Here is a 26,273-nt window from a genome sequence, read left to right on the forward strand (position 1 = left end):
ATTGAATTAAGGAAAACATTACTAGTGTTTTCAAAATTGGGTGGTACCACGAAGACTTCGTCCCTTATGACGAGGTCTTTTTTTATATCAAAAAATAATTTAAGGAGTGAGAGTTAATGCGTGTAAAAGACACATTGAATTTAGGAAAGACAAAATTTAAGATGCGCGGTAATTTACCTGTTAATGAGCTAAAACGCGAACAGGTTTGGGAAGAAAATAAACTGTATGAACAACGACAAAAGTTAAATGAGGGTAAACCAACCTTTATTTTGCATGATGGACCTCCATACGCAAACGGCAATATCCACATGGGTCATGCCATGAATAAGGTTTCCAAAGATATTATTGTGCGCTACAAATCTATGGCAGGTTATCGTTCTCCCTATGTCCCTGGTTGGGATACCCATGGTTTACCAATTGAACAGCAATTAAAAAAAGCCGGCTATGATCGAAAAAAAATGACAACCACAGAATTCCGTAAACTTTGCCGAGATTATGCGTTGAAGCAAGTTGAAATGCAAAAAGCAGACTTCAAGCGTTTGGGAGTTGCTGGTGAGTGGGATAATCCATATCTGACTTTGAAACCAGAATTTGAAGCTCAAGAAATTCGTACATTTGGTAAAATGGCGGAACAAGGTTTGATTTATAAAGGAAAACATCCTGTGTTCTGGTCTTGGTCATCTGAATCTGCCATGGCAGAAGCAGAAGTCGAATATCATGATGTCACTTCACCATCAGCTTTCTTTGCGGAACAAGTTGTAGATGGCAAAGGGGTCTTGGATACTGATACCTATTTGGTGGTTTGGACAACTACTCCTTGGACAATCCCTGCTTCTGAAGGGGTTACAATTGATGCTGATTTTGATTATTCAGTTGTGCAGCCTGAAGGTGAAACCCGCAAATTCGTGATTGCCACAGAATTAGTTGACAATGTGACCGAGAAATTTGGCTGGGAAAATGTGAAAGTTCTTAAAACAGTTAAAGGTGCTGACATGGATCGTGTCTTAACGCAACATCCATTCTATCCAGAGCGTAAATTAGTTGTCATGTTGGGCGATTTTGTGACATTAGATGCCGGAACTGGTTTAGTTCATACTGCTCCTGGTTTTGGTGAAGATGACTTCCGTGTTGGTCAGCAGTATGGTTTAGATATTTTAGTACCTGTAAATGATCAAGGCTATATGACAGATGAAGCTGGTAAAGATTTTGCAGGTGTCTTCTATGATGATGCAAATAAAATTGCCTTAGATAAATTAAAGGCAGCTAACTTGTTATTAGACTACATGCCTTACAAACATAGTTATCCATTTGATTGGCGGACCAAGAAACCCGTTATCTTCCGAGCAACTCCTCAGTGGTTTGCTTCAGTGGATAAAATTCGAGATAAAATCCTTAAGGCGATTGATGATGTTAAGTTCACACCATCATGGGGTCAAAAACGTCTTTACAACATGATTCGTGATCGTGGTGACTGGGTAATTTCTCGTCAACGTGTTTGGGGTGTGCCATTGCCAATCTTTTATGGTGAAGATGGTGAAGCAATCATGACCAAAGAAACGATTGGTCATGTTGCTGACTTGTTTGAAAAATATGGTTCCGATGTTTGGTTTGATCGTGAAGCTAAGGACTTACTTCCGGAAGGCTTCACTAGTGAGCATTCACCAAATGGTAAATTCACGAAAGAGACTGACATTATGGATGTTTGGTTTGATTCTGGCTCGTCACATCAAGGTGTCTTGGCGGAACGCGACTATCTCACCTATCCTGCTGATCTTTATCTTGAAGGATCTGACCAGTATCGTGGTTGGTTTAACTCCAGTCTAATTACCAGTGTAGCTGTTTCTGGCAAATCACCATATAAACAGGTGGTTTCCCAAGGATTTACACTGGATGGCCAAGGTCATAAAATGAGTAAGTCACTTGGTAATACGATTGTGCCAAGTGAGGTAATCAAGAAAATGGGTGCTGAAATTGTTCGGTTATGGGTTGCTTCAGTCGATTCTTCATCTGATGTTCGTGTCTCAATGGAAAACTTTGTGAAGATTTCTGATAGTTACAAGAAGCTCCGAAATACGCTGCGTTATTTGCTAGCAAACACAACGGATTATGATCCGAAAACTGATAAAGTGGCCTATCAAAATTTGGAATCAGCAGACAAATATATGTTGATTAAATATAACAAGTTGGTTCAAACTTTACGCGATGATTATGAAAAATATGATTTTCTAAATATTTACAAACGGGTTATGAATTTTGTGATCACCGACTTGTCTGCCTTCTATCTCGATTTTGCTAAAGACGTGGTTTATATTGATCCTGAAAAGAGTCAAAGTCGTCGTTCAATGCAAACCGTCTTCTACGAAATCTTAGTTGGCTTAACAAAATTGCTTACGCCAATTTTGCCTCATACTACTGAAGAAATTTGGGAGTACTTGAAAGAGCCGGAAGAATTTGTTCAATTGGCAGAAATGCCAGAAGTACAACATTTTGCCGATGAAGAAACCATTTTTACCAACTGGGAAAAATTCAAGGGAATTCGTTCTAATGTGTTGAAGACTTTGGAAGAGGCCCGCGATGCTAAAATGATTGGTAAATCTATGGAAGCTCAAGTTAACCTATATGTTGACAAAGATACCAACCAACTTTTAAATGATTTGAACACAAATGTACGTTTGTTGTTGATCATTTCTAAATTAGAAGTTGAAGATTTGGATCAAGCTCCTGCAGATGCCGATCAGTTTAAGGGAATGGCCGTTAAAGTTTCACCTGCGCAAGGTTCTGTTTGTGCCCGTTGTCGAATGACTAAAACGGATGTTGGTTCAGATACAGCATATCCTGAATTATGTGCGCGTTGTGCCAAAATTGTTCGCGAAAATTATCCAGAAACAGTTGAAGAAGGATTAGAAGCTTAATTCAAAAAAATAATCTCATCAAAATTTTGTCGAATCTAATTTTTGACAATGATTGATGAGATTTTTTTATTATCCGTTAAGATGTGTGCAAACTAGACGGTAATTAATTTACTTTTTTCTTAATTATCAGTATGATGTTTAAAGGAGCAGTCTAAAATGAGATAATAGCTAGACTAGCGAGGAGTGAGTTTCATGGAACATGGGGTAGTCAAAAGTTTTGATAAAGATAAAGGATTTGGATTTATTATTTTGGATGATGGTACAGAGGTTTTTGTACATTATTCTGCAATCGAAGGCGAGGGTTTTCGGATATTACATGAGGGCGATGAAGTTAATTTATTAGTCGTCCAAGGTGCAAAGGGCCTTCAGGCAGTCAAAGTGAGTTTAGTGACTGACAACACGCCGTCTGAAACACCAGATCAAGCTAAAGATGAATCTACAAAGTAAATTTAAAAAAGTTCGAGGAATAATTAATGAATTTTGAAGAAAAAATTGTCAAAAGTGAACCCCGTTACAACGGAGCTATTATTGACGTTTACCAACAAACAGTAAAATTACCAAATGGTGAGTTAGCTAATCGGGATGTGGTTTTGCATCAAGATGCCATTGCTGTTTTAGCAATTACAGATGACAACAAAGCCATTTTTGAAAAACAATGGCGCGCACCCATAAAGAAAACGACGCTTGAAATTCCTGCTGGAAAAGTTGAGGCTGGTGAATCTGATGAGACGACTGCGATTCGTGAACTTAACGAAGAAACGCGCTATCAAGCAGATAATTTAAAACGGGTTGCTGGCTTTTATACAAGTCCTGGTTTTACAAACGAGTATATGACTCTTTATGTAGCCACGGGACTCAAACAGGTAATAACCAAGTTGCCACAGGATGCTGATGAAAACATTCAATTAATGTCCCTTTCTTTGACAGAGGCGTTAGCAGGGGTTACTGATGGCACAATTGAAGATTCAAAAACAGTTCTGGCTATTTACTACTGGCAAACTTTAAATAAGTAGGTGAAAACTGTGAAGGATGACGAACAACAAGACGGTCTGACTCGTGAAGACTATCAAAAACGCAAACAGGCAGAAAATGAGCAGTTTGAAAAGCGAGATCGGAAACGGGTTCAAGTTGAACGAGATTATGCTCGAACACATGCTGAAGACGCGTCTCCAGAAGAAGAGCCCACAATTCGAAGTACAGCAGAACGTAAAAGCCGCAATTTAGGTAAACGTTTAAACTGGATTATTTTTGGATTACTTGTGGCAATTGTGATTGTTTATTTAATATTATTTTTTGTGGAATGAGGAATAGAAAATGAAGTATGGCGTAATTTGTGCGATGGAAGAAGAAATTAAAAGTTTACACAGTGCATTAACAGTAACAAACGAGACTGACATTAATGGGATTACTTTTTATGAAGGAACAATTCAAAATACCGAGGTTGTTTTGGTGCGTTCTGGAATTGGTAAAGTTGAGGCTGGGATCACGGCGGCTTTATTAGTCACAAATTTCAAAGTGGATGCTTTAATCCATTCCGGTTCTGCGGGTGGGATTGGTAAAGAATTGTCTGTGGGTGATGTGGTTGTTTCTACCCAGACCCTCTATCATGATGTTGATGCGACTGCATTTGGTTATAAACTAGGACAATTACCAGGTCAACCTGCTCGTTTTGATGCAGATCCTAAGTTAGTAGCTGAAATTGTGGACGCTGGTCATAAAACAGGATTAACGGTAAAAAAAGGTCTAATCGTTACTGGTGATCAATTTATTAGTAGTTCAGACAAAATTCAAACTATTTTGAATAACTTTCCTGATGCACTTTGTTGTGAAATGGAAGGCTGTGCAATCGGGCAGGTTGCCCACCAATTCAATGTGCCATTCGTGGTCATTCGCGCAATGTCAGATGTTGGCGATGAAAATGCTGGCGTGTCTTTTGATGATTTTATTATTGATGCTGGCAAACGCTCAGCTAAGATGCTGTTAGCGTTATTTGAGAATTAAAAGAATTTTTGAAAAATGAGTAGGAGAATTGAAATGAAGCAAGTTTATTTTGATAATGCAGCAACCACGCCCATGGCACCAGAAGTGGTTAAAAAAATCACTTCAGAAATGAGTCAAGACTTTGGTAATGCTTCCAGTACACATGCGTTTGGACGGAAGGCACGAATGGTATTAGATCAGAGTCGTCAGGTGATTGCAGACAGTATTAATGCCAATGAAGATGAAATTATCTTTACAAGTGGCGGAACTGAAAGTGATAATACGGCGATTATGCAAACTGCAATTGCTCGTCAATCGCTTGGTAAACATATCATCACGACAGCGATTGAACATCCTGCAGTTCTGAAACCTTTAGCTTATTTAGAATCAATCGGTTATGAAGTGACTTATTTACCAGTTGACCAGCAAGGTCTAATTAGTTTGGATGATTTAAAGGCTGCGTTACGTGATGATACGATCCTAGTTTCTATCATGACGGGGAATAATGAAGTGGGCAGTCACATGCCAATTCATGAAATTGGGGAGATCTTAAAGGATCATCAAGCTTGGTTTCATACCGATGCGGTACAGGCTTATGGTTTGTTGGATATTGATGTTAAACGCGACCACATTGATTTAATGTCAACCTCTGCACATAAATTGAATGGTCCTAAGTTCTTAGGTTTCTTATACAAAAGGGATGGTGTCAACTTCCCAAGTTTCCTAAAGGGTGGCGAACAAGAAGATAAGCGCCGAGCAGGTACCGAGAATGTGCCAGGCATAGCTGGATTTGCAAAAGCAGTTTCTTTATTAACTCCAGAAGTAAAATCTGAGATGCAGACGAAGTATCAAGGTTTCAAACAACAAATTATTGATGGTCTGAAACAAGCTGACATTGATTTTGAGATAAATGGTACATTGAATCCCAACAATTTACAGCATGTATTTAATCTTTGGATTAAGGGTGTTTCAACCTACGTGATGCAAACTAACTTGGATCTGAATGGAATTGCAGTGTCTGGTGGTTCTGCATGTACCGCGGGTAGTTTAGAGCCATCCCACGTGTTAATTGCAATGTATGGAAAAGAGTCACCACGCATTGGGGAATCCATTCGAATTAGTTTTGGAAAATATAATACAAGTGAAGATGTAGATTATTTAGTTGATAATTTAGTTCAAATTATTCAGCGTTTAAAAACTAAGGAGGCTGTGAAATAATGGCATTTACAACAGAAGTAAAAGTTGATGGTGATCACGATACGTATAAGATAAGTCCGGAAGTAAAGAAGTACACGTTAAGAGACTTGGGCTTCATCGTTTCTAATGGAGGTAACTTTGTGTTTGAACGATCGTTGGATCCGACTTCTCCATACAAACAAGGAAACAAATTACGCATTATCTTTGCTAAAGATTTAAGTGGCTTTAAAATGTCAGTAACGACGGCTAATGGTTTGAAGCGGGTCAATATTTTTAACAAAGAAAATGACCAACCACTTGTGGAACAGTATCACTACATTTTAGATGATATGGTTACCCGTGAAGTTTTTGTCAAAGCTTAGTTCGAAGGATTATGCCATAGTTTGAGTTGGTATAATCTTTTTTATGTCATTAAATTGTGATTGTTGTTCAACGTTTCAGATAAAACTAACTAATAAATAGTAAATGCTTTTCAGGATTTGCTTACTTTGTTATAATGATCGTTACTGGATGTTGCGACCTTCAATCGTAGATTCTCCAGAATCTGATAGAAATGATGGTGATTTTGATGACAGACAATAGCAAAACTCGTGTCGTTGTCGGCATGAGTGGTGGTGTTGATTCATCAGTCGTAGCTTATTTGCTCAAGCAACAGGGCTACGATGTCGTTGGTGTTTTCATGAAAAATTGGGATGACACCGACGAGAATGGTTTTTGTACTGCAACTGAGGATTACAAGGATGTAGCGAAAGTCGCTGCAAAAATTGGAATTCCTTACTATTCGGTTAACTTTGAAAAGGAGTATTGGGACCGTGTGTTCACATACTTCTTGGATGAGTATAAAAAGGGCCGAACGCCAAATCCAGATGTGATTTGTAATAATGAGATTAAATTCAAAGCCTTTTTGGATTATGCCATTAGTTTAGGTGCGGATTACGTTGCTACTGGCCATTATGCAAAACTTGAGCGTGATGCACAGGGCAATCAGCATTTACTGCGTTCAGAGGATATGAATAAGGACCAAACTTACTTCTTGAATCAGCTAACTCATGAACAATTAGATCACGTCATGTTTCCATTAGGGGGCATGGTTAAAGCTAAGGTTCGTAAGATCGCTGAGAAGGCCGGTTTAGCAGTTGCTAATAAGAAGGATTCAGTTGGGATCTGCTTTATTGGCGAGAAGAATTTTAAAGAGTTTTTGGGCAATTATTTACCTGCTAAGGCTGGCAAGATGATGACAGTTGACGGCGAAGTTAAGGGCGAGCATGCTGGTTTGATGTATTATACAATTGGTCAGCGTCGCGGTCTTGGCATCGGCGGCGGTAGCCAAAATAATGATCCTTGGTTTGTTATTGGTAAGGATTTGAAGAAGAATATTTTGTATGTTGGTCAAGGCTACCATAATGAGCATTTATATGCCGATCAATTGGTTGCATCTGATCTTCATTTTGTAAATGATATTGTTGATCGTGGTGATTCATTCCGTTGTACAGCAAAGTTCCGTTATCGTGCAATGGATGTTGACGTCACTGTTCACTTCAACGAGGATCGTACTCAGATGACAGTTGATTTTGATGACCCTGCGCGTGCCATTACACCAGGCCAAGCCGTTGTTTTATATGACGGTGAGGAGTGTTTAGGTGGCGGGATTATTGATGCTGCTTACAGTAATGATAAAGTTTTACAATACATCTAAAAATTAAAATAAAAGGCCGTTTGCAATTCCATGGGGAAGCGTGAACGGCTTTTGTTTACTTTGAATTTTCTGCGCTAGACTGGCATAATAGTTTTAGCAATAGATGAAAAGGAAGATTAAGTTGACTAAATTATATTTTATTCGCCACGGAAAAACTGAATGGAATCAGGAAGGCCGTTATCAGGGTGCACGAGGAGATTCACCACTCCTGAAGGAAAGTTACAAGGAGATTGATGCCTTGGCTAAGCATCTAAGTTTAACTGCTTTTCGTCATATATATGTGAGCCCAGTTCGACGTGCTCGTGTTACGGGTAATACTTTACAACATGATTTGGATGAACTTCAGGGTCATCCAACGCCGCTGACAATTGCAAGTCGGTTGCGTGAGTTTAATTTGGGCAAAATGGAAGGTATGAAGTTTACGGATGTTAAAAAGAAATATCCACGCGAATTTGATGATTTTCAGAATCATCCCGATCAATATGATCCACGGGCCATTCAAGGGGAGTCATTTCCACAACTTATCCAACGAATGAAACCGTCTATTCATCGAATTACAGATATCTATCGCCAACCTACGGATAATGTGTTGATTGTCAGTCACGGAGCAGCCTTGAACGCGTTGGTGAATACACTGCTAGGTACTGATTTGCAGGATTTGCGTAAACGGGGCGGCCTATCAAATACAAGTACGACAATTTTAGAGACTTTTGATGCTGGCCAAACATTTTCATTAATTAAATGGAATGATACAAGTTATATTGCCCGCAAGGCTGACCCGACTGATATGATTTGAGGTAAACATGACAGAAAAAAAAGATTTAAAACGCGAAGCATCCAAACAAAAAGCTCAAAAAGCAGCATCATTGTTAGTTCAAGCAATTGACGCAAAACCAGATGATTTTCATCGCTATTATAATTTAGGCGTTTTTTTGACCCAAGCAAACAGTTTTGAGCAAGCAGAAGAATTGTATATGAAAGCTTTAGGACGTTTTCAAAAGAACAGTCAAGCACAAAATACGTTGCACTATGGTTTAGGGAATACGTATTACGAGGCTGGCGAGTTCAAAAAAGCCTTAGTTCAGTTTCAGTTGGTCAAAGATTCATCGCTTAAAAGTGATGCTTATTTGATGATTGCTCAAACTTATGTCGCACAAGATGATTATAAAACTGCTTTGGCATTTGCGCTAACTGCACAGGCCAAACATCAACAAGATCCAACGATCAATGGGTTAATTGGTGAGATTTTCTTAGCATTGGGAGATTTTGCTCATGCCGAGAGTTACTATGATCAGGCTCTTCATGCCAACGAAAAAAATGGCAAGTATCAATTTGAACGCGGATTAATTGCTTTGGTACAGGGTGAAAAAGAAACTGAGTACTTTAAAAAAGCAAAACAATTAGATCCAGCTTATTTTAAAAAAGGTCAACAGCGCCTTGAAGATATCGAGAAATTTATCCAAACGCGTGATCAAGATGCTAAAACAAAGGATGATAAGTAATGCCAAACGAATCGCTTAATTTATTTGATGAAGATTCGCAAAATACTGAATCAATTAAAACGGAACCTCAGTTTGTGGTGGGCAAAGTTTCTGCGATTTTTTTTGCTAGTCCGGATAGTTTTTATAAAGTTTTACTGGTAAAAATCAGTGAAACTAATTTGGAGTGGCATGAAGATGAAATCGTGGTAACCGGTAGCTTTGGTGATATTAAAGAAGAACAAGCCTATCGTTTTGTGGGTGCCACGGTTACCCATCCGAAGTATGGAACTCAGTTTCAGGCAACTAATTACGAGAGTGCCACACCAACAACGAAAGAGGGGCTAGTTGCTTATTTATCCGGTGACGAGTTCAAAGGAATCGGTAAAAAGACGGCTGAAAAGATTGTGGCGTTACTCGGAACCGGCGCAATTGATAAAATTATTCAAGATCCAGACGTTTTAACACCTTTAAATTTTAAAAAAGAAATGCAAGCAAATTTAGTTGCCGTCCTTAAAGCTAATAATGGAATGGAACAAATCATCATTGGCTTGAACGGTTATGGGTTCGGGAGTCAGCTAGCAGCTAGTATTTATAATAAATACCGTGAAGAAACCCTCGATATTCTGCACAAGAATCCGTATCAATTGATCGAAGATATTGATGGAATTGGTTTTAAGCGAGCTGATCAAATTGCGGAAGCTTTAGATATTTCGTTTGATGCACCGGCACGGATTGATGGCGCTATTTTAACGGCCTCGAGTGACATCAGTAATTCTAATGGTGATACCTATACTGATGCCCGTTCACTTTTAAAAACGACGTTAGGGCTATTGGAAAATAGTCGCAATCAGGCCGTTGATCCGCAAAAAGTAGCCGATGAATTAGTTAGTTTGGCTAAGGATGGCAAGGTTGTTGGGGAAGAGAATCGAATTTATCTACGCAATTTATTTGAAGCAGAATGGCAAATTGCTGAGCACGTCAAACGGTTGCATGATGCCAAAGAAACGCACACGTTTAAAACTGATGAAATTCAAGGTGCGATTGATTTAGCACAAAAACAGTTTCACATTACCTATGATGATTCTCAACGCCAAGCTCTTTTAAAGGCAATGCAGTCAAAGTTGTTTTTACTAACCGGGGGTCCTGGAACTGGTAAAACAACCATTATTAATGGGATTGTCAAAACTTTTGCCACGTTAAATGATTTTTCTTTAGACGTCAATGAGTATCATGATAATCCGTTTCCGGTTTTATTAGCGGCACCAACTGGACGGGCAGCTAAACGGATGAGTGAAGTGACAGGTTTACCAGCAAGTACGATTCATCGGATGCTGGGACTAACCGGTCGTGAAACAAATCCTGACCAAGAAACGAAAGATCTTGAAGGCAGTTTGTTAATTGTGGACGAAATGTCGATGGTAGACACCTTTTTGTTTAAAACCTTGATGCGGGCAATTTCCAATAACATGAAAGTTATTTTGGTGGGCGATAAGGATCAGCTCCCATCTGTTGGTGCTGGTCAGATTTTCAATGATTTGTTGAAGAGTGAAGTTATTCCTAAGATTGAGTTAACCAAAATCTATCGACAAGATAATGGTTCAAGCATTGTGCCCCTTGCTCATGCGATTAAAGAAGGACGGCTGCCTGATGACTTTACCAAAAACCAAAAAGATCGTTCATTTATTGCCTGTTCAACTAGTCAAGTAGATAGTGTCATTTCACAGGTCGTCCATAAGGCTGAGCAAAAAGGATTTACCGCCCAAGATATTCAGGTTTTAGCACCGATGTATCGGGGGATGGCCGGTATCGATCGATTGAATGAATCATTGCAGAAGATCTTAAATCCTAAAAAAAACGCGCGGACCAAAGAAGTTGAATTTCGTGGCCAACACTTTCGGATTGGTGACAAAGTCCTTCAATTAGTTAATGTCCCAGAAAATAACGTTTTTAATGGTGATATGGGGATCATTAAGGGGATTATTTCAGCTAAGGACAAAGATAATACTGATAAACAAGATAAATTAGTGATTGATTTTGACGAGACTGAAGTGACGTATGGACGCAAGGATTGGATTCAAATCACCTTGGCATACTGTACGTCGATTCACAAATCACAGGGTAGTGAATTCAAGATGGTAATTTTGCCAATGGTTCAGCAATATTCACGGATGTTACAACGAAATTTGTTGTATACTGCAGTTTCCCGGGCAGAATCTTTGTTAATTCTCTTGGGGGATAAAACAGCCTTCGAAAAGTGCGTGAACAATTTAGCCGTTAATCGACGGACTACCTTGAAACAGCGTTTGTTAACTGTTTTTGATGGAAAACAGGTTGCAAAAACAAAATCCGATCTTTTAGTTGCGACAAAAAAAGTTGTGCCACAAGTCGAAACAGAAATAAAAGCGCCAGTCACTGCTAAAGTAGAAAAAAAATCAGGGGAATCTGCGGTACCCGACACTGTTTTAACCATCAGTAAAGTCCAAGGTCAAATAATCGATCCCATGATTGGGATGGCAGGAATTACGCCGCAAAGTTTTATGAAGGCTTAAAGGTGTTGCGCTTTTTTGCCAGGACTGCGATAATGGTGTCGGGATAAATTTGAGAGTTTTAATGGAGGATGTCATGACATCAGATAGTGCTAAGCAACGCATGAAACTTTTTACGCTAAATTCGAATCAACCGTTAGCTGAAAAAATTGCTAGAGAAGCCGGAGTTCCACTTGGTAAAGCGACTGTCAATCGTTTTAGTGATGGTGAAATTCAGGTTAATATTGATGAAAGTATCCGTGGGGCTGAAGTTTATGTAATCCAATCAATTTCAGAACCAGTAAATGATATGTTAATGGAGCTTATGATTATGGTTGATGCGCTTCGCCGAGCAAGCGCGAGTCAAATCAATGTGGTTATTCCTTACTATGGCTATTCGCGTCAGGATCGTAAGGCACGGTCACGTGAACCCATTACTGCAAAGCTAATTGCTGATTTGCTGGAAATGGATAAGATTACTCGGGTTGTAACAATTGACTTACACGCAGCTCAAATTCAAGGCTTCTTTGATGTTCCAGTTGATCATTTAGTGGTAGCTCCATTATTGGCCAGTTATTTTACGGATCATCAGATTACAGATAATTTGGTAGTTGTATCACCTGATCATGCGGGTGTTTCTCGTGCACGAACCATGGCGGAGTTATTAGGAACCCCGATTGCCATCATTGATAATCGGAATGTGGAATCTAGTGAGTCACTTGATGAAATTCCTACTGAAATAATTGGTGATGTAAAGGGGAAAACCTGTATTGTCGTGGATGATATGATTGATACGGGAACCCGAATTACTATTTCGGCGACGGCTTTGAAAAATGCCGGTGCTACAAAAGTTTATGGTTGCGCAACGCATGCTATTTTCTCTAAAAACGCACCTGAAATTCTCCAAAACTCTCAGTTAGAGAAAGTTGTTGTGACCGATTCTATTCGCATTGACAAAGAAAAACAATTTGATAAACTGGTTCAAATGTCAGTTGGCCCATTAGTGGGTAATGCGATTAAGATGATTCACAACAATGAGCCATTAGAACCACTTTTTAGAAGCTCAATTAAAAACTAAACATTCGTTTTGAAAGCATTTCTGGAGCAGTTCATCTTTTTCGATGAATGTCTAAAGGAATGCTTTTTTGCTGATGCCGTGGTTTTAATATGGGTAATTTAATGCTATGTTAATATTAAACATGCGTTGGAGGGATGTCTTTTGGATCGTATTCTAAGTTTTATGAAACGCGATGACGTTGAATTGTATACAACGTTATTTGTGATTATTCTTATTTTATTTTTATTGAAACCATTTTTGTCATTGATTTTATTTGTCGTGATTTTTTCTTTTCTTGGGCACGTGGGAACTAAAAATTTACGAAAAATTTTACCTCTGAATCAACCCTTTGCTACCGTTATTTTGTATGTGGTGACAATCGGTCTTTTTGTAATGATTGTTAGCATTGCAACCCCGCTGTTGGTCGATCAGTTTAGCGGCTTGCCTAAACTAGTTGAAGCGACAATCGACAAACATCCCGTTTTTGACAAACAAATTTATACTTGGGCTCAAAAGGCCATTCATAACTCTTCTATTCTGAAACATAGTTCAGATTTAGCTTTGACTGGGTTAGTAAAACTGGGTCATGTCGGTCGTGGCTTAGAACATGTATTAATGGCTATTTTTTTAAGCTTTATTTTCAATTTAACCTACACTCATTTACGTAATTTTGGCCATGCTTTTTTGCATAGTCGCTATAATCGTTTGTTTATTAATGTTTATACGCTGGCTGATAAATTTATTTCGATTTTCGGAACGGTTATTGAAACTCAGCTGATTATTTGTTCCATTAATACCATTCTCATGACTATCGGATTGTGGATCATTGGGATGCCGAGTTTACTAGTTCTGGCCTTAGTTGTTTTTGTTTTGGGCCTTATTCCGGTTGCTGGTGTGTTAATTTCACTTATTCCACTTGCGGTAATTGGCTTTTCCGTTAACGGTCTAATTACGGTCCTAGAAGTATTAATCTTGGTTGTCCTTGTGCATGCTTTTGAATCGTACTTCTTACACCCACGGCTTATGGCAAATGCTACGGCACTGCCAATATTTGTGACTTTCATCACTTTAATCGTAAGTGATGAATTGTTTGGAACCTGGGGGTTGATTGTGGGCATTCCAATTGTGGCTTTCTTTATCGATGTCTTAGGGGTTAATATTCGCAAACAGCAACCCAAAAACATAAAGCAAAGTATTCATTCAGAAATTGATAATTAAGCTTTGAAAACGTTTTATATAATTAATTTGATAATTGACTAGTAAAAAATGAACTTTTATGATTGATTTTGAACGAAATTGGTGCTATATTACTATAGGCAGGTGAAATGAAAGTGTTTACAGAAGAAAGACAACAAGCAATAATCAAACAGCTTAATCGAGATGGCATCGTCAAACTTCAAGAACTGGTGCAAACGTTAGACTACTCAATTTCTACGGTGCGCCGTGATTTGCAAGAGTTAGAAGATCAGGGAAAACTTGTGCGTGTTCATGGTGGGGCAACCCAAATTACTACTTTGCAAAGCGAACCAGGTGTTTTAGAAAAGTCTTCCAAAAACGTTCAGGCGAAGCAAAAAATCGCTAAATTGGCTGTTCAACAGATTAGGGCTGATGAAGTTATCTATTTGGATGCAGGGACGTCGACTGAAGCGATGATTCCGTTTATGACAACTTTAAGCTCTGTTCTGGTAGTCACAAATGGTGTGCAATTGGCTTCAAAGTTAGCAGACATTAATGTGAAAACTTATTTATTAGGTGGTGAACTTAAAAACACCACTAAGGCCATCATTGGTGCGGATGTAGTCGAAACGATCAAAAACTTTCGGTTTAACCGGGCATTCATGGGCGTGAACGGGGTTCATCCTAAATACGGGTTTACAACTCCGGACCCAAATGAAGCGGCTGTGAAGCGGGCCGTTCTAGCTCAAAGTGAGTTAGGATATTTTCTTGCAGATAAAAGTAAATTAAACGAAGTGTCGTTTGCGAAAGTTGCTGAACTAGGTGCTGGTGTTTTACTTACTGATGAGCACGATAAAGAAGTTTTACAAGAATTTGATCAGACAAAAAGAATAATGGAGGCTGAAAAATGATTTATACGGTAACTTTGAATCCATCGATAGACTATGTGGTTCAACTTCCAAAATTAAATTTGGGTGAAGTCAATCGACTTGAAACCAGTTATAAATTCCCAGGTGGTAAAGGAATTAATGTTTCACGAATTTTACGTGAACTTGGCTATGCCAATCAAGCCTGGGGATTTTTAGGTGGGTTTACAGGTGAATTTGTCAGTGACAAACTTAATCAGCTAAACTTGGATAGTCATTTTACTAAGATTGCAGATGATACTCGAATTAATGTCAAACTCAAAGCTGATCAAGAAACTGAATTAAATGCAGCGGGTCCAAAAATTACAAAAGCCGAAAAGCAAGTGTTTGTTTCCCAATTTGATGAGTTGAAAGAAAATGATGTGGTCATTTTTTCTGGAAGTGTGCCAAGTAGTTTACCCGAAACCTTTTATTTTGACCTAATTCAAAAGGTTAAGGAACGACATGCGGAATATGCAGTGGATACGACTGGTGAGGCGCTCAAGAAAACTTTGCCAACGCATCCAGTGGTTGTTAAGCCTAATAATCATGAGTTGGCTGATTTATTTGGAGTTGAACTCAATAGCCTAGCTGAAATTAAAAAGTATGGACAAAAATTAATCGCCATGGGTGCGCAAAACGTCATGATTTCAATGGCAGGTGATGGTGGGATGTTAGTTACCAAGGATCATTGTTATCGCAGTGCCGCGCCAAAGGGGACCGTTCAAAATTCTGTCGGCGCCGGAGATTCAATGTTAGCTGGTTTTACCGGGACTTTTGATGCTACTCACGATCCAGTGGAAAGTTTCCGTTACGGATTGGCCTGTGGAAGTGCCACAGCCTTTTCTGCAGATATTGCGACCAAGGCAAAAATTGATGAAATATTACCACAAATTAAAATAGAAGAATTTTAGGAGGAGAGAATCTCATGGATATTCGTGAATTATTACTTAAGGATGTCATGATCATGGATTTAAAAGCTAAGTCAAAAGACGAAGTTATTGATGAAATGGTTCATAAGTATTTTGAACAGGGTGTGATTGATGATGAGAAGTTGTATAAGGCCGACATCATCAAACGGGAACAAGAATCCACAACCGGAATTGGTGATGGGATTGCGATGCCTCATGCTAAAGACAAGGCCGTAAAACGAGCCACAGTTCTTTTCGCTAAAAGTGAAGCCGGGGTCGACTTTGATGCGTTAGATGGGCAACCAGTTCAGTTATTCTTTATGATTGCCGCTCCAGAAGGTGCTAATAATACTCATTTACAGGCTTTAGCTTCCTTATCTAGCTTATTAATTAATCCAGATTTAGTTGCTAAACTGAAACAAGCTAAGACTCCTGATGAGGTGCAACAGCTCTTTTCTGATGCCCAGTCGGCAAAAGAGGCTCAGGAAAAAGCAGATGCTGAAAAAGAATCTAAGACAAGCGATGTCCCTCAAGATAATGGTAAACGCCCTTATGTTGTGGCTGTTTCTGCTTGTCCAAACGGGATTGCTCATACGTATATGGCAGAAGCTGCTTTAAAAAAGTCCGCTAAAGAAAAAAATATTGATATTAAAGTTGAAACAAATGGTTCTGAAGGCGTTTTACATCGTTTGACCGCTGAGGACATTGCCAGAGCTGATGGCGTCGTGATTACCGCAGATAAAAAGGTGGAAATGGCGCGTTTTAATGGTAAAAAATTATTAAACCGACCAGTAATTGATGGCATTAATAAATCTGACGAATTATTAGATCAAATTGAAGCTGGCAACGCACCGATTTATCAGGCTGTTGACGGTGATGAACCAAGTGATTCTGAAGAGGGCCAAAATGGCGGTCTTTGGAATGAAATCTATAAAGATTTGATGAATGGTGTTTCGCATATGCTGCCTTTCGTTGTGGGTGGCGGAATTATCATGGCGTTATCATTTATTCTAGAACGTTATGTGGGTTCGCATAGTATGTACTTCTTGTTTTTTAATCATTTAGGTAACTATGCGTTTGCGTTTTTAGTTCCAATTTTGGCCGGCTATATTGCGGAATCAATTGGTGATTTGCCTGCTTTAATGCCAGGTGTTGTTGGCGGTTTTATGGCCAATACGGCGGCTGCCAATATCATGAAAACTACTAGTGTTTCTGGATTTATTGGTGGTTTGTTAGCTGGTTTCTTAGCCGGAATTGTAGTGAACTGGCTTAAAAAGGTCTTTAAAGGGGTTCCAAGAAGTTTAGAAGGTATGAAGCCAATGCTACTTTACCCAATTTTGAGTTTAATAATTGTTGGTGTGTCAATGTTCTTTATCATTAATCCAATTTTTGCAGCTGTAAATGTATGGATTACCCATGTCTTAAACGGAATGGGGACCGGGAGTGCAGTCTTGCTAGGGACGGTTCTTGGCGGCATGATGGCATTGGATATGGGAGGTCCATTCAATAAGGCTGCTTACACATTTGCAATTGCAGCCTATACATCAACTGGCGACGGCAAACTGATGGCTGCTGTTATGGTTGGTGGGATGATTCCACCACTTGCTACTGCGATTGCCACAACTGTTTGGCCCAAGAAATTTACGGAACAGGAACGCCAAGCTGGTATTTCTAATTGGGTATTAGGTATTTCTTTTATCACGGAAGGTGCAATTCCATTTGCCACTGCTGATCCACTGCGTGTGATTGTTTCTAGTGTAATCGGCTCAGCAATTGGAGGCGGTTTGACTCAGCTATGGCGGGTTAGTGTTCCTGCACCGCATGGTGGTCTTTGGGTATTACCTTTGGCTTCAAACGGATTATTTTATGTTTTGGCCGTTGTTGTTGGTGCGATTGTAGCTGGGATCATATTAGGAATCTGGCGACCGGTTAAAGTTCAATCAACAAAATAAATAAGTTTAAAAAAGAGTGAGGAAAAGGCGGTTAGATTCTGAGCACAATCTAGACTAAGCGGAAGAATCTGACTTTTTTCACTTTTTAGAAATAATTTATGGGAAAATATATAAACGAGGCCAGCAAAACTATGTTTTGTTGCAGCCTCGTTTTTTGTAAATATTTTCAGTCTGAATATTATGAAAAAATGACTAAATTTAGGTACTTGAAAATGTATAAAATTCGTCAAAACGGAATTTTTATACATTATGGAAACGACTGATAATCAAAGTGTAAAGGCCTAATGTTACAAGACTATGTAACAATCGCCAAATACTGTAACATGTTTGTAACAGTGCTTGAAACAGGCGTTCGCTTTAGAAAAGAAACAAAAAAAAGTTTAAGAAAGTTTAAAGGAAAACGGATACCTTAACAACTTTAGTAGCAAGCTTTCATATGCTTTTCCAAAAGCTTATTCGGAAATATATGCATAAACAGGCTATTTTTTTACGAAATTTCGTGCTACAATACACTTAGTAAATTTATTAGGTTTATACTAATTGTTTAAAAATGATTATTTATAGCTTTAGAAATTGAATTAAAGGAGTGGGGTATATGGTTAAATCACACAGTAATTCTAAAACAACAAAGGTAGTACTCGCAGGAGTTGCAGGTGCGGCTGGATTGTTTATCGCTGGAGCTACACAAACTGTTAATGCTGATTCAGTAAAAGTTGCCAAAAATGACACAGTTTGGGGCATTTCTCAAAAGTATAATGTTTCCATTAAGAGTATTGAGACTTTAAATAAAATCAATCAAAAGTCACATTTAATTTTGGTTGGTCAAAAAGTTGAAATTCCTGGAACAACAGATCAAAAACAAAGCGAAGCAAGTTCAAAAGAATACATAAAAGTCACTGTTAAAGCGGGCGATAGTTTATGGCAAATTGCTCAAGATAAGGGTGTCTCTGTTGCTTCGATTAAAGAAGCTAATGGACTTAGCAGTAATTTAATTTTGGTTGGTCAATCCTTAAAGGTTCCTGTTTCTGGTAGCAATGCTGCTAAAAGCACTGCACCAAAGGTTGAATATAAGGCTGCTTCTTCAGCTGCTCAAAGTTCATCAACCTCAGCTGCAGGTGAAAGTTCAGTTTCATCAGCGTCAGTTTCCAGTTCAAGCAAGGCTGAAGCTGCGTCAACAAGTTCTTCAGTTTCGAGTGTGTCAAGTTCTTCAACAGACGCAAGTTCTGTAACTTCTGAAAGCTCGAGTGTGGCTTCAAGTAGCGCGGCTTCTTCTGAAACGACCTCAGCAAGTAGCACTGTATCTGCAAGTAGTGCAGTTTCATCTGCTTCAACGCCTAGTGTGGTATCTGAAAGCTCAAGTAGTGCAGCTTCAAGTACAACTCCAAGTTCCAGTGCAGCACAGAGTTCTAGCGCAGCTAAATCTGTAGCTTCAACAGTTAGTTCGAGTGTTGCTTCTAGTGCAACACCTAAATCAAGTGCTGCAGCCGTGAAGACAGCTTATTCAACAAGTTCAACTCAAAGTAGCACAGCAACGAAAGCTTCTAGTGCAGCTAAGACAACAGTTACTTCAGCAGCTTCATCAAGTTCTAAAACAACTGCAAGCAGTGCTTCAACCAAAACTACAACCACATCAAGCAGTTCTGCTTTAACTTCTGGTTCAGTGGTAAGTCTTGCTGTCAAGTTGGCTAATGCCAATATTCCTTACTTATGGGGCGGTTCTACTTTAAGTGGAATGGATTGCTCTGGCTTAGTTGATTATGTATATAAGAATGCTGAAGGGATTAGCTTACCTCATAATACTATTGCCCTTGAAAGCTATGTCACAACAGAATCTGTTTCTGCGGCTCAACCAGGAGATTTGATTTTCTGGGGTTCTAAAGGTTCAACTTACCATGTAGCTATCTACATTGGTAATAACCAATATGTTGCTGCTCCACAACCTGGTCAAAATGTTGATGTTGAAACAATCAGCAGTTACTTTGCACCAAGCTTTGCAGGACGTGTTAAATAAATTTTAAAAAAACAAAAAGCTGGAGAGTAATTGATTTCCGGCTTTTTTGATCCAAAAAAATCAGGAAACCCATCTAACATCGCAAGGTGAGTTTCCTGATTTTATATATTGTAATTTAAAACGTCGTTAATTTGTAGTTATCACTATTTTGCTCATATTCTAAAGCTTTGCCTTCAAGTGGTTCAACAAATTCAATGTTGTAATCTGTATTATCCTCAACCAACTGAATAGCATCTTCTTTTGTTGGTGCTTCCAGATAAATAGATTTGGTAGCTTCCCGTTTAGGGGTTGTTTCTGCAGATGTTTGGAATAAAACTTTAAAAATCATGACATGTGCTCCTTTTAAGAAAATTTAAGATATCTAAGCTTAGCTGTTAAAAAGCAAGCAACGCTAAAGATTAACATACTTATTTTAGCATACCAACTTCTTTAAGTATAGAATTGGAACGCTATAAACCATTGAAAACGGGGGATTTATGCTAAAATGGGGTTAATAAGTAAAGGAGCTAAACTATGATCATACTAGATATTTTGATTGTGCTTATCGTAATTGGTTTGATAGGTAGCTATGCTATTCGGCGGCGCAAACGCAAGCAGGCTTTATTAGTTGTGCAGGAGGCTAGTCGCAAGGATGTGGCCTTGGCCATGAAGAAAGTTTCTTATGCATTGGATGAACAAAAAATTACCCTTTCTGATAAGGTCGGTACTGAACCTGAATTAGTTTCGGATATCTGGGGACGTGGTGTGTTAGCTTTCGAATTTTCATTTGGAAAAACAGATTTGAAAAAAAGTGAATTGGAGCCTTTACGGCACTGGATTAATGAAGTCGTAGAAAAATATGCGAAGGATAATCAAATTCCTAGTAAGTATGAATATCCTGTCTTCTGCGTGACTGATATTTGGCTATATCATGAAGAGTTACACGTGGATGTCGCGAATGTCATTAATGAACCTACAAGAGAGTATATTGAAGATCTGCATAAAGTGGAATAAAAAATAGAGATTGGGAAAACTCCCATCTCTATTTTTATTAGCCAATGATGACGGCATCATCATCAATCTTAAGCGGCTCTTTTTTATTAATGTGATCATAGAAAAGGGTGCCTTTCAAATGATCAATTTCGTGTTGACAAACAATTGCCGGATAATCCTTCAAACGAATCTTCTTATTTTCACCATCAACAGTTTGATATTTGAGTGTAATACGATCATGGCGAGGTACGTAACCAGGGATGTCTTTATCAACCGATAAGCAACCTTCTCCTTCTTCGAGAGCAGCAACTTGAACAGACTCACTAACGATCACCGGGTTAACAAGAACATCTTTAAATAAAACTGGCTTATCCTTACCACCGGGAACCAAAACGGCGGCCATTTGCAAAGAAACGCCAACTTGGGGAGCTGCTAAGCCAACACCAGCCCGTAGTTTGTATTTTTCTGCAATCTCTGGGTTTTGACTATTTACCAAGTATTCCATCATGGTATCAGCTAATTTCTTTTGATCAGCTGTTAATGGAAATGTTGCTTTTTCTGCGCGTTTTCGTAATACTGGATCACCATCACGGGTGATGTCATTCATTTTTATCACTTTCAAAACCTCCAAATGTTTCTTCAAAATTATTTTACCATACTTACAATTAATAAAAACGGGTAAGAACATTTTTAAAACTGTGATAAAAGGGGTAGAATGTAGCTAACTGATTTTATGAGAAAGGATACAGTGATGAGTGAAAATTACGCGTACCCGTTAGAGCCAGAGTGGGAGATAGAAGAAATTACAACTGTGGTTGCTTTATACACCGCGGTGGAAACAGCATTCTTAAATGGAATTGATCGTCAATTGTTTTTAAATCAATATCGTGATTTCAAACAAATTGTGAAGAGTAAATCTGAAGAAAAACAATTAACCAAAAGGTTTTTACAAGCTTCCGGATTTGATATGTATGTGGCTGTGAAAGCTGCTCAAACCTCAAATAGAAAGAGAATTGGACCATTAAGCAAATAGGTGAGTTATGAACAATATGGAAAATTTAAGACAAACCGATCAAGTTATTCGCGGCTGGTTGAAAGAAATTCGCAAGGATGTGTTGGGTGAACTACATGATCCCTTGTCAGTTGCAGAAAAAAGTAGTCGCAAAGATCTTGTAACAAATGTCGATAAAGCAAATGAAAAAAGGATAATTAAATATATTCGAGAGCTTGATCCAGAAGCAAAAATTTTGGGTGAAGAAGGACAAGGAGATCGCGTTACCGACATGCAAGGACACGTTTGGATCATTGATCCGTTAGATGGTACTTTAAATTTTGTCAAACAACGCGATAATTTTGCAGTGATGATCGCTTTGTATATAGATGGCACGGGCGTGCTTGGATACATTATGGATGTCATGCGTGACATTATTTATGGGGGTGGTCCGCAACTGGGTGTGTTTAACCAGAGTGGCCAATTACCTAAACCAGCAAATATTAGTTTAAAAGATGGTCTATTGGGAGTCAGCGGGCCAATGCTGATTCACGATAAATATCATTTGCAAGCAATTGATGAGGCAAGTTCCGGTGTTCGCATTATTGGTAGTGCGGGAATTGAATTTATTCAGGTCTTAACGGGAAAGCAAAACGGTTACATTTCTCATTTAATGCCTTGGGATTTTGCTGCAGGAAAGATTTTAGCAGAAACCCTTGATCTTTCGGTGACAAAGGTTGACGGAACACCTGTTGATATGCTATCATCAAATGATGTATTAGTATCAACAAGAGATACACACAAAGATATACTAAATATGATTAGGTAGTCTGACTGTGACAAACTAGTCGCAGTTTTTTTATGGAGATACCCAGGAAAAGGAGAAACACTTTTGAAACGACGAGATGATATTCGAAACATCGCAATTATTGCCCATGTTGACCACGGTAAGACAACTTTGGTGAACGAAATGCTAAAGCAATCAGATACATTGGACGAACACACCCATATTGAGGATCGGGCAATGGATACCAATGCGATCGAACGTGAGCGAGGCATTACGATTCTTTCTAAGAATACAGCCGTTCGGTATGGCGACAAACAAATTAATATTTTGGATACCCCAGGACATGCGGACTTCGGTGGTGAAGTTGAACGAATTATGCGCATGGTTGATGGTGTCTTGTTAGTTGTCGATGCTTTTGAAGGTACAATGCCACAAACACGTTTTGTGCTTAAGAAGGCTTTGGAACAACATTTAACACCAATTGTAGTTATCAATAAAATTGACCGACCAGGCGCTCGTCCTGAAGAAGTTGTCGACGAGGTCTTAGATCTGTTTATTGAACTTGGTGCTGATGAAGATCAATTAGATTTTCCAATTGTTTACGCTAGTGCGTTAAACGGAACATCTAGTTATTCTAGTGATCCTGCTGAGCAAAAGCATACAATGAAGCCATTGTTTGACACAATTATCAAAACAATTCCAGCACCAGTTGATAATAGTGAAGAACCCTTACAATTCCAAGTTGCACTGTTAGATTACAACGACTTTGTTGGCCGTGTAGGAATTGGTCGCATTTTCCGCGGTAAAATTAAAGTTGGCGATAACGTTACTGTTATGAAGCTTGACGGTTCAACTAAGAACTTTCGAGTTACCAAGTTGTTTGGATTCTTTGGTTTGAAACGCTTGGAAATTAATGAAGCTAAGGCTGGAGATTTAATTGCTGTTTCTGGAATGGAAGATATTTTCGTTGGTGAAACGGTTACAGATCCTGCCCACCAGGAAGCTTTACCATTGCTTCGGATTGATGAGCCTACTTTGCAGATGACATTCAGAACTAATGATTCGCCATTTGCCGGTCGTGAAGGTAAGTTTGTCACTTCACGTCAACTGGAACAACGTTTGAAGTTGGAATTGCATACTGATGTTTCACTACGTGTTGAAGACACTGACGATCCAGGTGCTTGGATTGTTTCTGGTCGTGGTGAATTGCATTTGTCAATTTTGATTGAAACTTTACGTCGTGAAGGTTATGAATTACAGGCTTCACGTCCAGAAGTTATCTACAAGGAAATTGATGGCAAGCTTTGCGAACCATTTGAAACTGTTCAAATTGATACCCCTGACGAATATACAGGCTCGATTATCGATAGCTTGTCACAACGTAAGGGTGAAATGCAGAACATGGAAACCACTGACAATGGTCAAACACGTTTAACATTCTTGGCACCAACTCGTGGCTTGATTGGTTATTCCACTGGATTTTTATCAATGACTCGTGGTTACGGAATTATGAACCATACCTTTTCAAAGTACATGCCAGTTATTAAAAACTGGAACCCTGGTCGTCGTAACGGAACCTTGGTTTCAATTAACTCTGGTAAAGTGACTACTTATGCAATCATGGGTATTGAAGGCCGAGGCACAATTTTTGTTGACCCAGGTTTGGAAGTTTATGAAGGAATGATTGTTGGTCAAAACAGCCGTGAAAATGATATTTCAGTTAATATCACTCGTGGTAAGAACCAGACTAACGTTCGTGCTGCTGGATCTGATGATATGGCTAAAATCAAGACACCAACTCATTTAACTCTTGAAGAGTCACTTGAATTCATCAATGAAGATGAATATTGTGAAATTACTCCTGAACATGTACGTTTGCGTAAACAGATTTTAAATACAAATGAACGTGAAAAAGAAGCCAAACGTCGTAAGACTGCTTCAAAAAAATAAATAAGTTATAATAAAAGGAAACTCATTAGTTGAGTTTCCTTTTTTGTATTTTAGGAGGAATTTAGAAATGCCACAAATCTATTTTTTATGTACTGGTAATTCTTGTCGTAGCCAAATGGCAGAAGGTCTTGCAAAACAAATTTTGGGAAATGACTGGCAAATTGCAAGTGCCGGAATTGAAGTACATGGATTAAATCCTCTTGCTGTGAAAGTTATGGCAGAGAAACAAATTGATATTTCAAAGCAAACTTCTAAGTTAATTGATGCAGACTATTTGGCAAACTGTGATTATATAGTAACCCTATGCGGAGATGCCCGTGATCGTTGCCCAGTAACCCCAGCCACTATTAAGAAACTTCATTGGCCTTTGCGAGATCCAGCACAAGCAATTGGTAACGAAGAAGAGGTTTTAAATGTGTTTCGGCAGGTACGCGATGAGATTGAAAAACGAATCATACAACTTTCTTTAGATTGTGTGTAACAGACAAAATAAATTGTTTGCAAAAGTATATTATTACTAAATTAGTTGAACCGTAATATTTATTTCTTTTAAGGTGCTAATCATTTCTTATAATGCTATAATGTAAGCGTTTAGCAGGCTGCAGATAGTATTATCAAAGGGGGGACGAAATGTCATGAAAAAAAGTAACTATAGTAAGCTAAATTGGAGCTTACAAAGGGATTTAGCAGAAAGAAAAGAACATTTTAAAATGTTTAAGGCAGGACGAACGTGGTTATTTGCGGGAGTTACTGTCCTTTTTTTTGGAAGTGGAATTTTCTTTAATCAGATAAGTATTCAGGCTGATACTAGTTCTGAATCTAGTTCTGTAGTGGCTAAAACTTCAACGGTAAGTAAAGATAGCACTCAAACTACAAGTAAAGCGGCATCTAGCTCAAGTATTGCAGAGCAAAGCACCAGTGCTGATAAGGTCAAAACTAGTGATTCTGTAAACAATAGAAAAGAAGTACAGAATACTGTTACTCAGAGTGTAAGTAGTTCTAATAATTCGGAAAGTATTGGTCAGAGTTCTGCAGCAATAGTTGTGGCAAGTAAAGATAAAAATTTGGCAACTAACAAATTAGCAAGCAGTAGTTCTACTGAATCAACCGTTGCTAATCGAGATTTAAAAAAAGAAGATTCTACGACTAGTCCGACAAGTGAAGCCTCAAAGGTTGCAGTTTCTTCAACAGCTACTTCAAGTTTAGCTACCAATGAAAATGAAAGAAACGCGAGTTTAACAATTAGTTATGTAGATGATGACAACGCGGAAAACGTAATTACAACAAAAAAAATAAACGGTCAGGTTGGCGATACCAATACTTATAATGTGGCAAATGATTTATCGTGAACTAATATTATGTCCGAAGTCAACAGCAGTAAAAAGAAATATGTATTAGCAACTGGTCAAAGTGGAACGGTGAAATATACCCTTACTGCAGATGATAGTGACAACTTATTAATCCATTTGCAGTTAGCAAATCAAACTTATCAAATACAATATGTTGATCAAACCACTGGAAAAGTGATTAATTCATCCGATTCTAAACTATCAGTAGATGGTAAACCTGGTTCAACTATTAATACTACAGCTGATTATGGTTTAACACTTATTCTAAAAGCAACGAATGCGACAAATTATTTAGCTCGACCCACAGCAGATGCTCCGCAGACAATAACTTTATCGCCAGTTTCAGACGTGATTTCACTCCCAGTTGACACAATTATTAATGCGACAATTTAAACCATACCTGTTTTTGTAGATAATTTGG

Annotated in this window: 26 protein-coding genes and 1 other annotated feature (1 of these 27 cut by a window edge); of the genes, 24 read left to right on the plus strand and 2 right to left on the minus strand. The window is 38.6% G+C overall.

The features are described 5' to 3' along the window. Positions 1–68, plus strand: a binding site (T-box leader); it begins 146 nt to the left of the window's first position. A gap of 48 nt (positions 69–116) precedes the next feature. The 17 genes from ileS to DD627_RS07180 all read left to right on the plus strand — a co-directional run bounded on the left by ileS (position 117) and on the right by DD627_RS07180 (position 19,803). After that, positions 117–2,912, plus strand: a complete 2,796-nt coding sequence (gene ileS / locus DD627_RS07100; RefSeq protein ID WP_260267414.1) for an isoleucine--tRNA ligase — start codon at positions 117–119, stop codon at positions 2,910–2,912. A 192-nt stretch (positions 2,913–3,104) separates the two neighbouring features. Continuing rightward, positions 3,105–3,359 (plus strand): cold-shock protein, encoded by a 255-nt coding sequence (locus DD627_RS07105; RefSeq protein WP_057783916.1) that lies wholly within the window; start codon positions 3,105–3,107, stop codon positions 3,357–3,359. A gap of 26 nt (positions 3,360–3,385) precedes the next feature. Continuing rightward, positions 3,386–3,925 (plus strand): NUDIX hydrolase, encoded by a 540-nt coding sequence (locus DD627_RS07110; RefSeq protein ID WP_057783914.1) that lies wholly within the window; start codon positions 3,386–3,388, stop codon positions 3,923–3,925. A 9-nt stretch (positions 3,926–3,934) separates the two neighbouring features. Then, entirely contained in the window at positions 3,935–4,216 is a 282-nt protein-coding gene (locus DD627_RS07115) for a nucleoside/nucleotide kinase family protein (RefSeq protein WP_057783912.1), read from the plus strand. A 10-nt stretch (positions 4,217–4,226) separates the two neighbouring features. Next, complete coding sequence (locus DD627_RS07120) at positions 4,227–4,913, plus strand: 5'-methylthioadenosine/adenosylhomocysteine nucleosidase (protein ID WP_057783910.1); 687 nt, start codon at positions 4,227–4,229, stop codon at positions 4,911–4,913. 33 nt (positions 4,914–4,946) lie between these two features. Further along, complete coding sequence (locus tag DD627_RS07125) at positions 4,947–6,110, plus strand: cysteine desulfurase family protein (RefSeq protein ID WP_068805465.1); 1,164 nt, start codon at positions 4,947–4,949, stop codon at positions 6,108–6,110. Further along, on the plus strand, positions 6,110–6,451 hold the full coding sequence (locus DD627_RS07130) for a DUF1831 domain-containing protein (protein WP_057783906.1): 342 nt from the start codon (positions 6,110–6,112) through the stop codon (positions 6,449–6,451). Before DD627_RS07125 ends, DD627_RS07130 begins: the two co-directional genes overlap by 1 nt. A gap of 206 nt (positions 6,452–6,657) precedes the next feature. After that, positions 6,658–7,785 (plus strand): tRNA 2-thiouridine(34) synthase MnmA, encoded by a 1,128-nt coding sequence (gene mnmA, locus DD627_RS07135; RefSeq protein WP_057783904.1) that lies wholly within the window; start codon positions 6,658–6,660, stop codon positions 7,783–7,785. A 121-nt stretch (positions 7,786–7,906) separates the two neighbouring features. Next, on the plus strand, positions 7,907–8,581 hold the full coding sequence (locus DD627_RS07140) for a histidine phosphatase family protein (protein ID WP_068805470.1): 675 nt from the start codon (positions 7,907–7,909) through the stop codon (positions 8,579–8,581). A 7-nt stretch (positions 8,582–8,588) separates the two neighbouring features. Next, a complete protein-coding gene (locus DD627_RS07145; RefSeq protein ID WP_260267412.1) occupies positions 8,589–9,287 on the plus strand; it encodes a tetratricopeptide repeat protein in 699 nt (232 codons plus the stop codon). Next, the gene (recD2, locus tag DD627_RS07150) at positions 9,287–11,815 is read left to right on the plus strand and encodes an SF1B family DNA helicase RecD2 (RefSeq protein ID WP_068805476.1); all 2,529 of its coding nucleotides are present in this window, start codon (positions 9,287–9,289) and stop codon (positions 11,813–11,815) included. The genes DD627_RS07145 and recD2 overlap by 1 nt, the downstream gene beginning before the upstream one ends. 73 nt (positions 11,816–11,888) lie before the next feature. Continuing rightward, on the plus strand, positions 11,889–12,869 hold the full coding sequence (locus DD627_RS07155; protein WP_260267410.1) for a ribose-phosphate diphosphokinase: 981 nt from the start codon (positions 11,889–11,891) through the stop codon (positions 12,867–12,869). A gap of 141 nt (positions 12,870–13,010) precedes the next feature. Continuing rightward, a complete protein-coding gene (locus DD627_RS07160; RefSeq protein ID WP_260267408.1) occupies positions 13,011–14,066 on the plus strand; it encodes an AI-2E family transporter in 1,056 nt (351 codons plus the stop codon). Between the two features lie 107 nt (positions 14,067–14,173). Then, positions 14,174–14,935 (plus strand): DeoR/GlpR family DNA-binding transcription regulator, encoded by a 762-nt coding sequence (locus DD627_RS07165; protein WP_502695685.1) that lies wholly within the window; start codon positions 14,174–14,176, stop codon positions 14,933–14,935. After that, positions 14,932–15,843 (plus strand): 1-phosphofructokinase, encoded by a 912-nt coding sequence (gene pfkB / locus DD627_RS07170; RefSeq protein WP_057783889.1) that lies wholly within the window; start codon positions 14,932–14,934, stop codon positions 15,841–15,843. Before DD627_RS07165 ends, pfkB begins: the two co-directional genes overlap by 4 nt. A 14-nt stretch (positions 15,844–15,857) precedes the next feature. Continuing rightward, entirely contained in the window at positions 15,858–17,792 is a 1,935-nt protein-coding gene (locus DD627_RS07175) for a PTS fructose transporter subunit IIABC (protein WP_260267403.1), read from the plus strand. A 595-nt stretch (positions 17,793–18,387) separates the two neighbouring features. Next, complete coding sequence (locus DD627_RS07180; protein WP_260267401.1) at positions 18,388–19,803, plus strand: C40 family peptidase; 1,416 nt, start codon at positions 18,388–18,390, stop codon at positions 19,801–19,803. Positions 19,804–19,918: 115 nt separating this feature from the next. On the opposite strand, the gene DD627_RS07185 is transcribed toward DD627_RS07180, so the two are convergent. Beyond that, positions 19,919–20,131, minus strand: a complete 213-nt coding sequence (locus tag DD627_RS07185) for a DNA-directed RNA polymerase subunit epsilon (RefSeq protein ID WP_057783881.1) — start codon at positions 20,129–20,131, stop codon at positions 19,919–19,921. Between the two features lie 185 nt (positions 20,132–20,316). On the opposite strand from DD627_RS07185, the gene DD627_RS07190 reads away from it, so the two are divergent. Continuing rightward, entirely contained in the window at positions 20,317–20,796 is a 480-nt protein-coding gene (locus DD627_RS07190; protein WP_057783879.1) for a hypothetical protein, read from the plus strand. Between the two features lie 37 nt (positions 20,797–20,833). On the opposite strand, the gene def is transcribed toward DD627_RS07190, so the two are convergent. Next, positions 20,834–21,391: a peptide deformylase gene (def, locus tag DD627_RS07195; protein WP_147206727.1), complete on the minus strand. Its 558-nt coding sequence runs from the start codon at positions 21,389–21,391 to the stop codon at positions 20,834–20,836. 135 nt (positions 21,392–21,526) lie between these two features. Here def and DD627_RS07200 point away from each other — a divergent pair, with 135 nt between their 5' ends. The 6 genes from DD627_RS07200 to DD627_RS07225 all read left to right on the plus strand — a co-directional run bounded on the left by DD627_RS07200 (position 21,527) and on the right by DD627_RS07225 (position 26,245). After that, positions 21,527–21,808, plus strand: a complete 282-nt coding sequence (locus DD627_RS07200) for a UPF0223 family protein (RefSeq protein WP_229923075.1) — start codon at positions 21,527–21,529, stop codon at positions 21,806–21,808. A gap of 16 nt (positions 21,809–21,824) precedes the next feature. Further along, complete coding sequence (locus DD627_RS07205; RefSeq protein WP_260274549.1) at positions 21,825–22,595, plus strand: inositol monophosphatase family protein; 771 nt, start codon at positions 21,825–21,827, stop codon at positions 22,593–22,595. 63 nt (positions 22,596–22,658) lie between these two features. Beyond that, positions 22,659–24,503 (plus strand): translational GTPase TypA, encoded by a 1,845-nt coding sequence (gene typA / locus DD627_RS07210; protein ID WP_057783873.1) that lies wholly within the window; start codon positions 22,659–22,661, stop codon positions 24,501–24,503. 67 nt (positions 24,504–24,570) lie between these two features. Beyond that, entirely contained in the window at positions 24,571–24,984 is a 414-nt protein-coding gene (gene arsC, locus DD627_RS07215; protein ID WP_057783871.1) for an arsenate reductase (thioredoxin), read from the plus strand. 154 nt (positions 24,985–25,138) lie between these two features. Next, entirely contained in the window at positions 25,139–25,852 is a 714-nt protein-coding gene (locus DD627_RS07220; protein WP_260267397.1) for a KxYKxGKxW signal peptide domain-containing protein, read from the plus strand. 9 nt (positions 25,853–25,861) lie between these two features. Continuing rightward, on the plus strand, positions 25,862–26,245 hold the full coding sequence (locus tag DD627_RS07225; protein ID WP_260267395.1) for a hypothetical protein: 384 nt from the start codon (positions 25,862–25,864) through the stop codon (positions 26,243–26,245). Positions 26,246–26,273: the final 28 nt, after the last annotated feature.

Origin of the sequence: Pediococcus sp. (assembly GCF_003533255.1) — a bacterium.
GTDB lineage: Bacteria > Bacillota > Bacilli > Lactobacillales > Lactobacillaceae > Pediococcus > Pediococcus parvulus.

What these genes read in the sequence shown, in the direction of transcription:
- DD627_RS07225 (WP_260267395.1), top strand. Translation starts at nt 25,862, where the DNA reads ATGTCCGAAGTCAACAGCAGTAAAAAGAAATATGTATTAGCAACTGGT.
- arsC (WP_057783871.1), top strand. Translation starts at nt 24,571, where the DNA reads ATGCCACAAATCTATTTTTTATGTACTGGTAATTCTTGTCGTAGCCAA.
- DD627_RS07105 (WP_057783916.1), top strand. Translation starts at nt 3,105, where the DNA reads ATGGAACATGGGGTAGTCAAAAGTTTTGATAAAGATAAAGGATTTGGA.
- DD627_RS07200 (WP_229923075.1), top strand. Translation starts at nt 21,527, where the DNA reads ATGAGTGAAAATTACGCGTACCCGTTAGAGCCAGAGTGGGAGATAGAA.
- DD627_RS07220 (WP_260267397.1), top strand. Translation starts at nt 25,139, where the DNA reads ATGAAAAAAAGTAACTATAGTAAGCTAAATTGGAGCTTACAAAGGGAT.
- DD627_RS07110 (WP_057783914.1), top strand. Translation starts at nt 3,386, where the DNA reads ATGAATTTTGAAGAAAAAATTGTCAAAAGTGAACCCCGTTACAACGGA.
- DD627_RS07145 (WP_260267412.1), top strand. Translation starts at nt 8,589, where the DNA reads ATGACAGAAAAAAAAGATTTAAAACGCGAAGCATCCAAACAAAAAGCT.
- DD627_RS07120 (WP_057783910.1), top strand. Translation starts at nt 4,227, where the DNA reads ATGAAGTATGGCGTAATTTGTGCGATGGAAGAAGAAATTAAAAGTTTA.
- DD627_RS07205 (WP_260274549.1), top strand. Translation starts at nt 21,825, where the DNA reads ATGGAAAATTTAAGACAAACCGATCAAGTTATTCGCGGCTGGTTGAAA.
- DD627_RS07180 (WP_260267401.1), top strand. Translation starts at nt 18,388, where the DNA reads ATGGTTAAATCACACAGTAATTCTAAAACAACAAAGGTAGTACTCGCA.
- DD627_RS07165 (WP_502695685.1), top strand. Translation starts at nt 14,174, where the DNA reads ATGAAAGTGTTTACAGAAGAAAGACAACAAGCAATAATCAAACAGCTT.
- DD627_RS07125 (WP_068805465.1), top strand. Translation starts at nt 4,947, where the DNA reads ATGAAGCAAGTTTATTTTGATAATGCAGCAACCACGCCCATGGCACCA.
- recD2 (WP_068805476.1), top strand. Translation starts at nt 9,287, where the DNA reads ATGCCAAACGAATCGCTTAATTTATTTGATGAAGATTCGCAAAATACT.
- DD627_RS07130 (WP_057783906.1), top strand. Translation starts at nt 6,110, where the DNA reads ATGGCATTTACAACAGAAGTAAAAGTTGATGGTGATCACGATACGTAT.
- ileS (WP_260267414.1), top strand. Translation starts at nt 117, where the DNA reads ATGCGTGTAAAAGACACATTGAATTTAGGAAAGACAAAATTTAAGATG.
- DD627_RS07155 (WP_260267410.1), top strand. Translation starts at nt 11,889, where the DNA reads ATGACATCAGATAGTGCTAAGCAACGCATGAAACTTTTTACGCTAAAT.
- DD627_RS07190 (WP_057783879.1), top strand. Translation starts at nt 20,317, where the DNA reads ATGATCATACTAGATATTTTGATTGTGCTTATCGTAATTGGTTTGATA.
- mnmA (WP_057783904.1), top strand. Translation starts at nt 6,658, where the DNA reads ATGACAGACAATAGCAAAACTCGTGTCGTTGTCGGCATGAGTGGTGGT.
- DD627_RS07175 (WP_260267403.1), top strand. Translation starts at nt 15,858, where the DNA reads ATGGATATTCGTGAATTATTACTTAAGGATGTCATGATCATGGATTTA.
- pfkB (WP_057783889.1), top strand. Translation starts at nt 14,932, where the DNA reads ATGATTTATACGGTAACTTTGAATCCATCGATAGACTATGTGGTTCAA.
- DD627_RS07185 (WP_057783881.1), bottom strand. Translation starts at nt 20,131, where the DNA reads ATGATTTTTAAAGTTTTATTCCAAACATCTGCAGAAACAACCCCTAAA.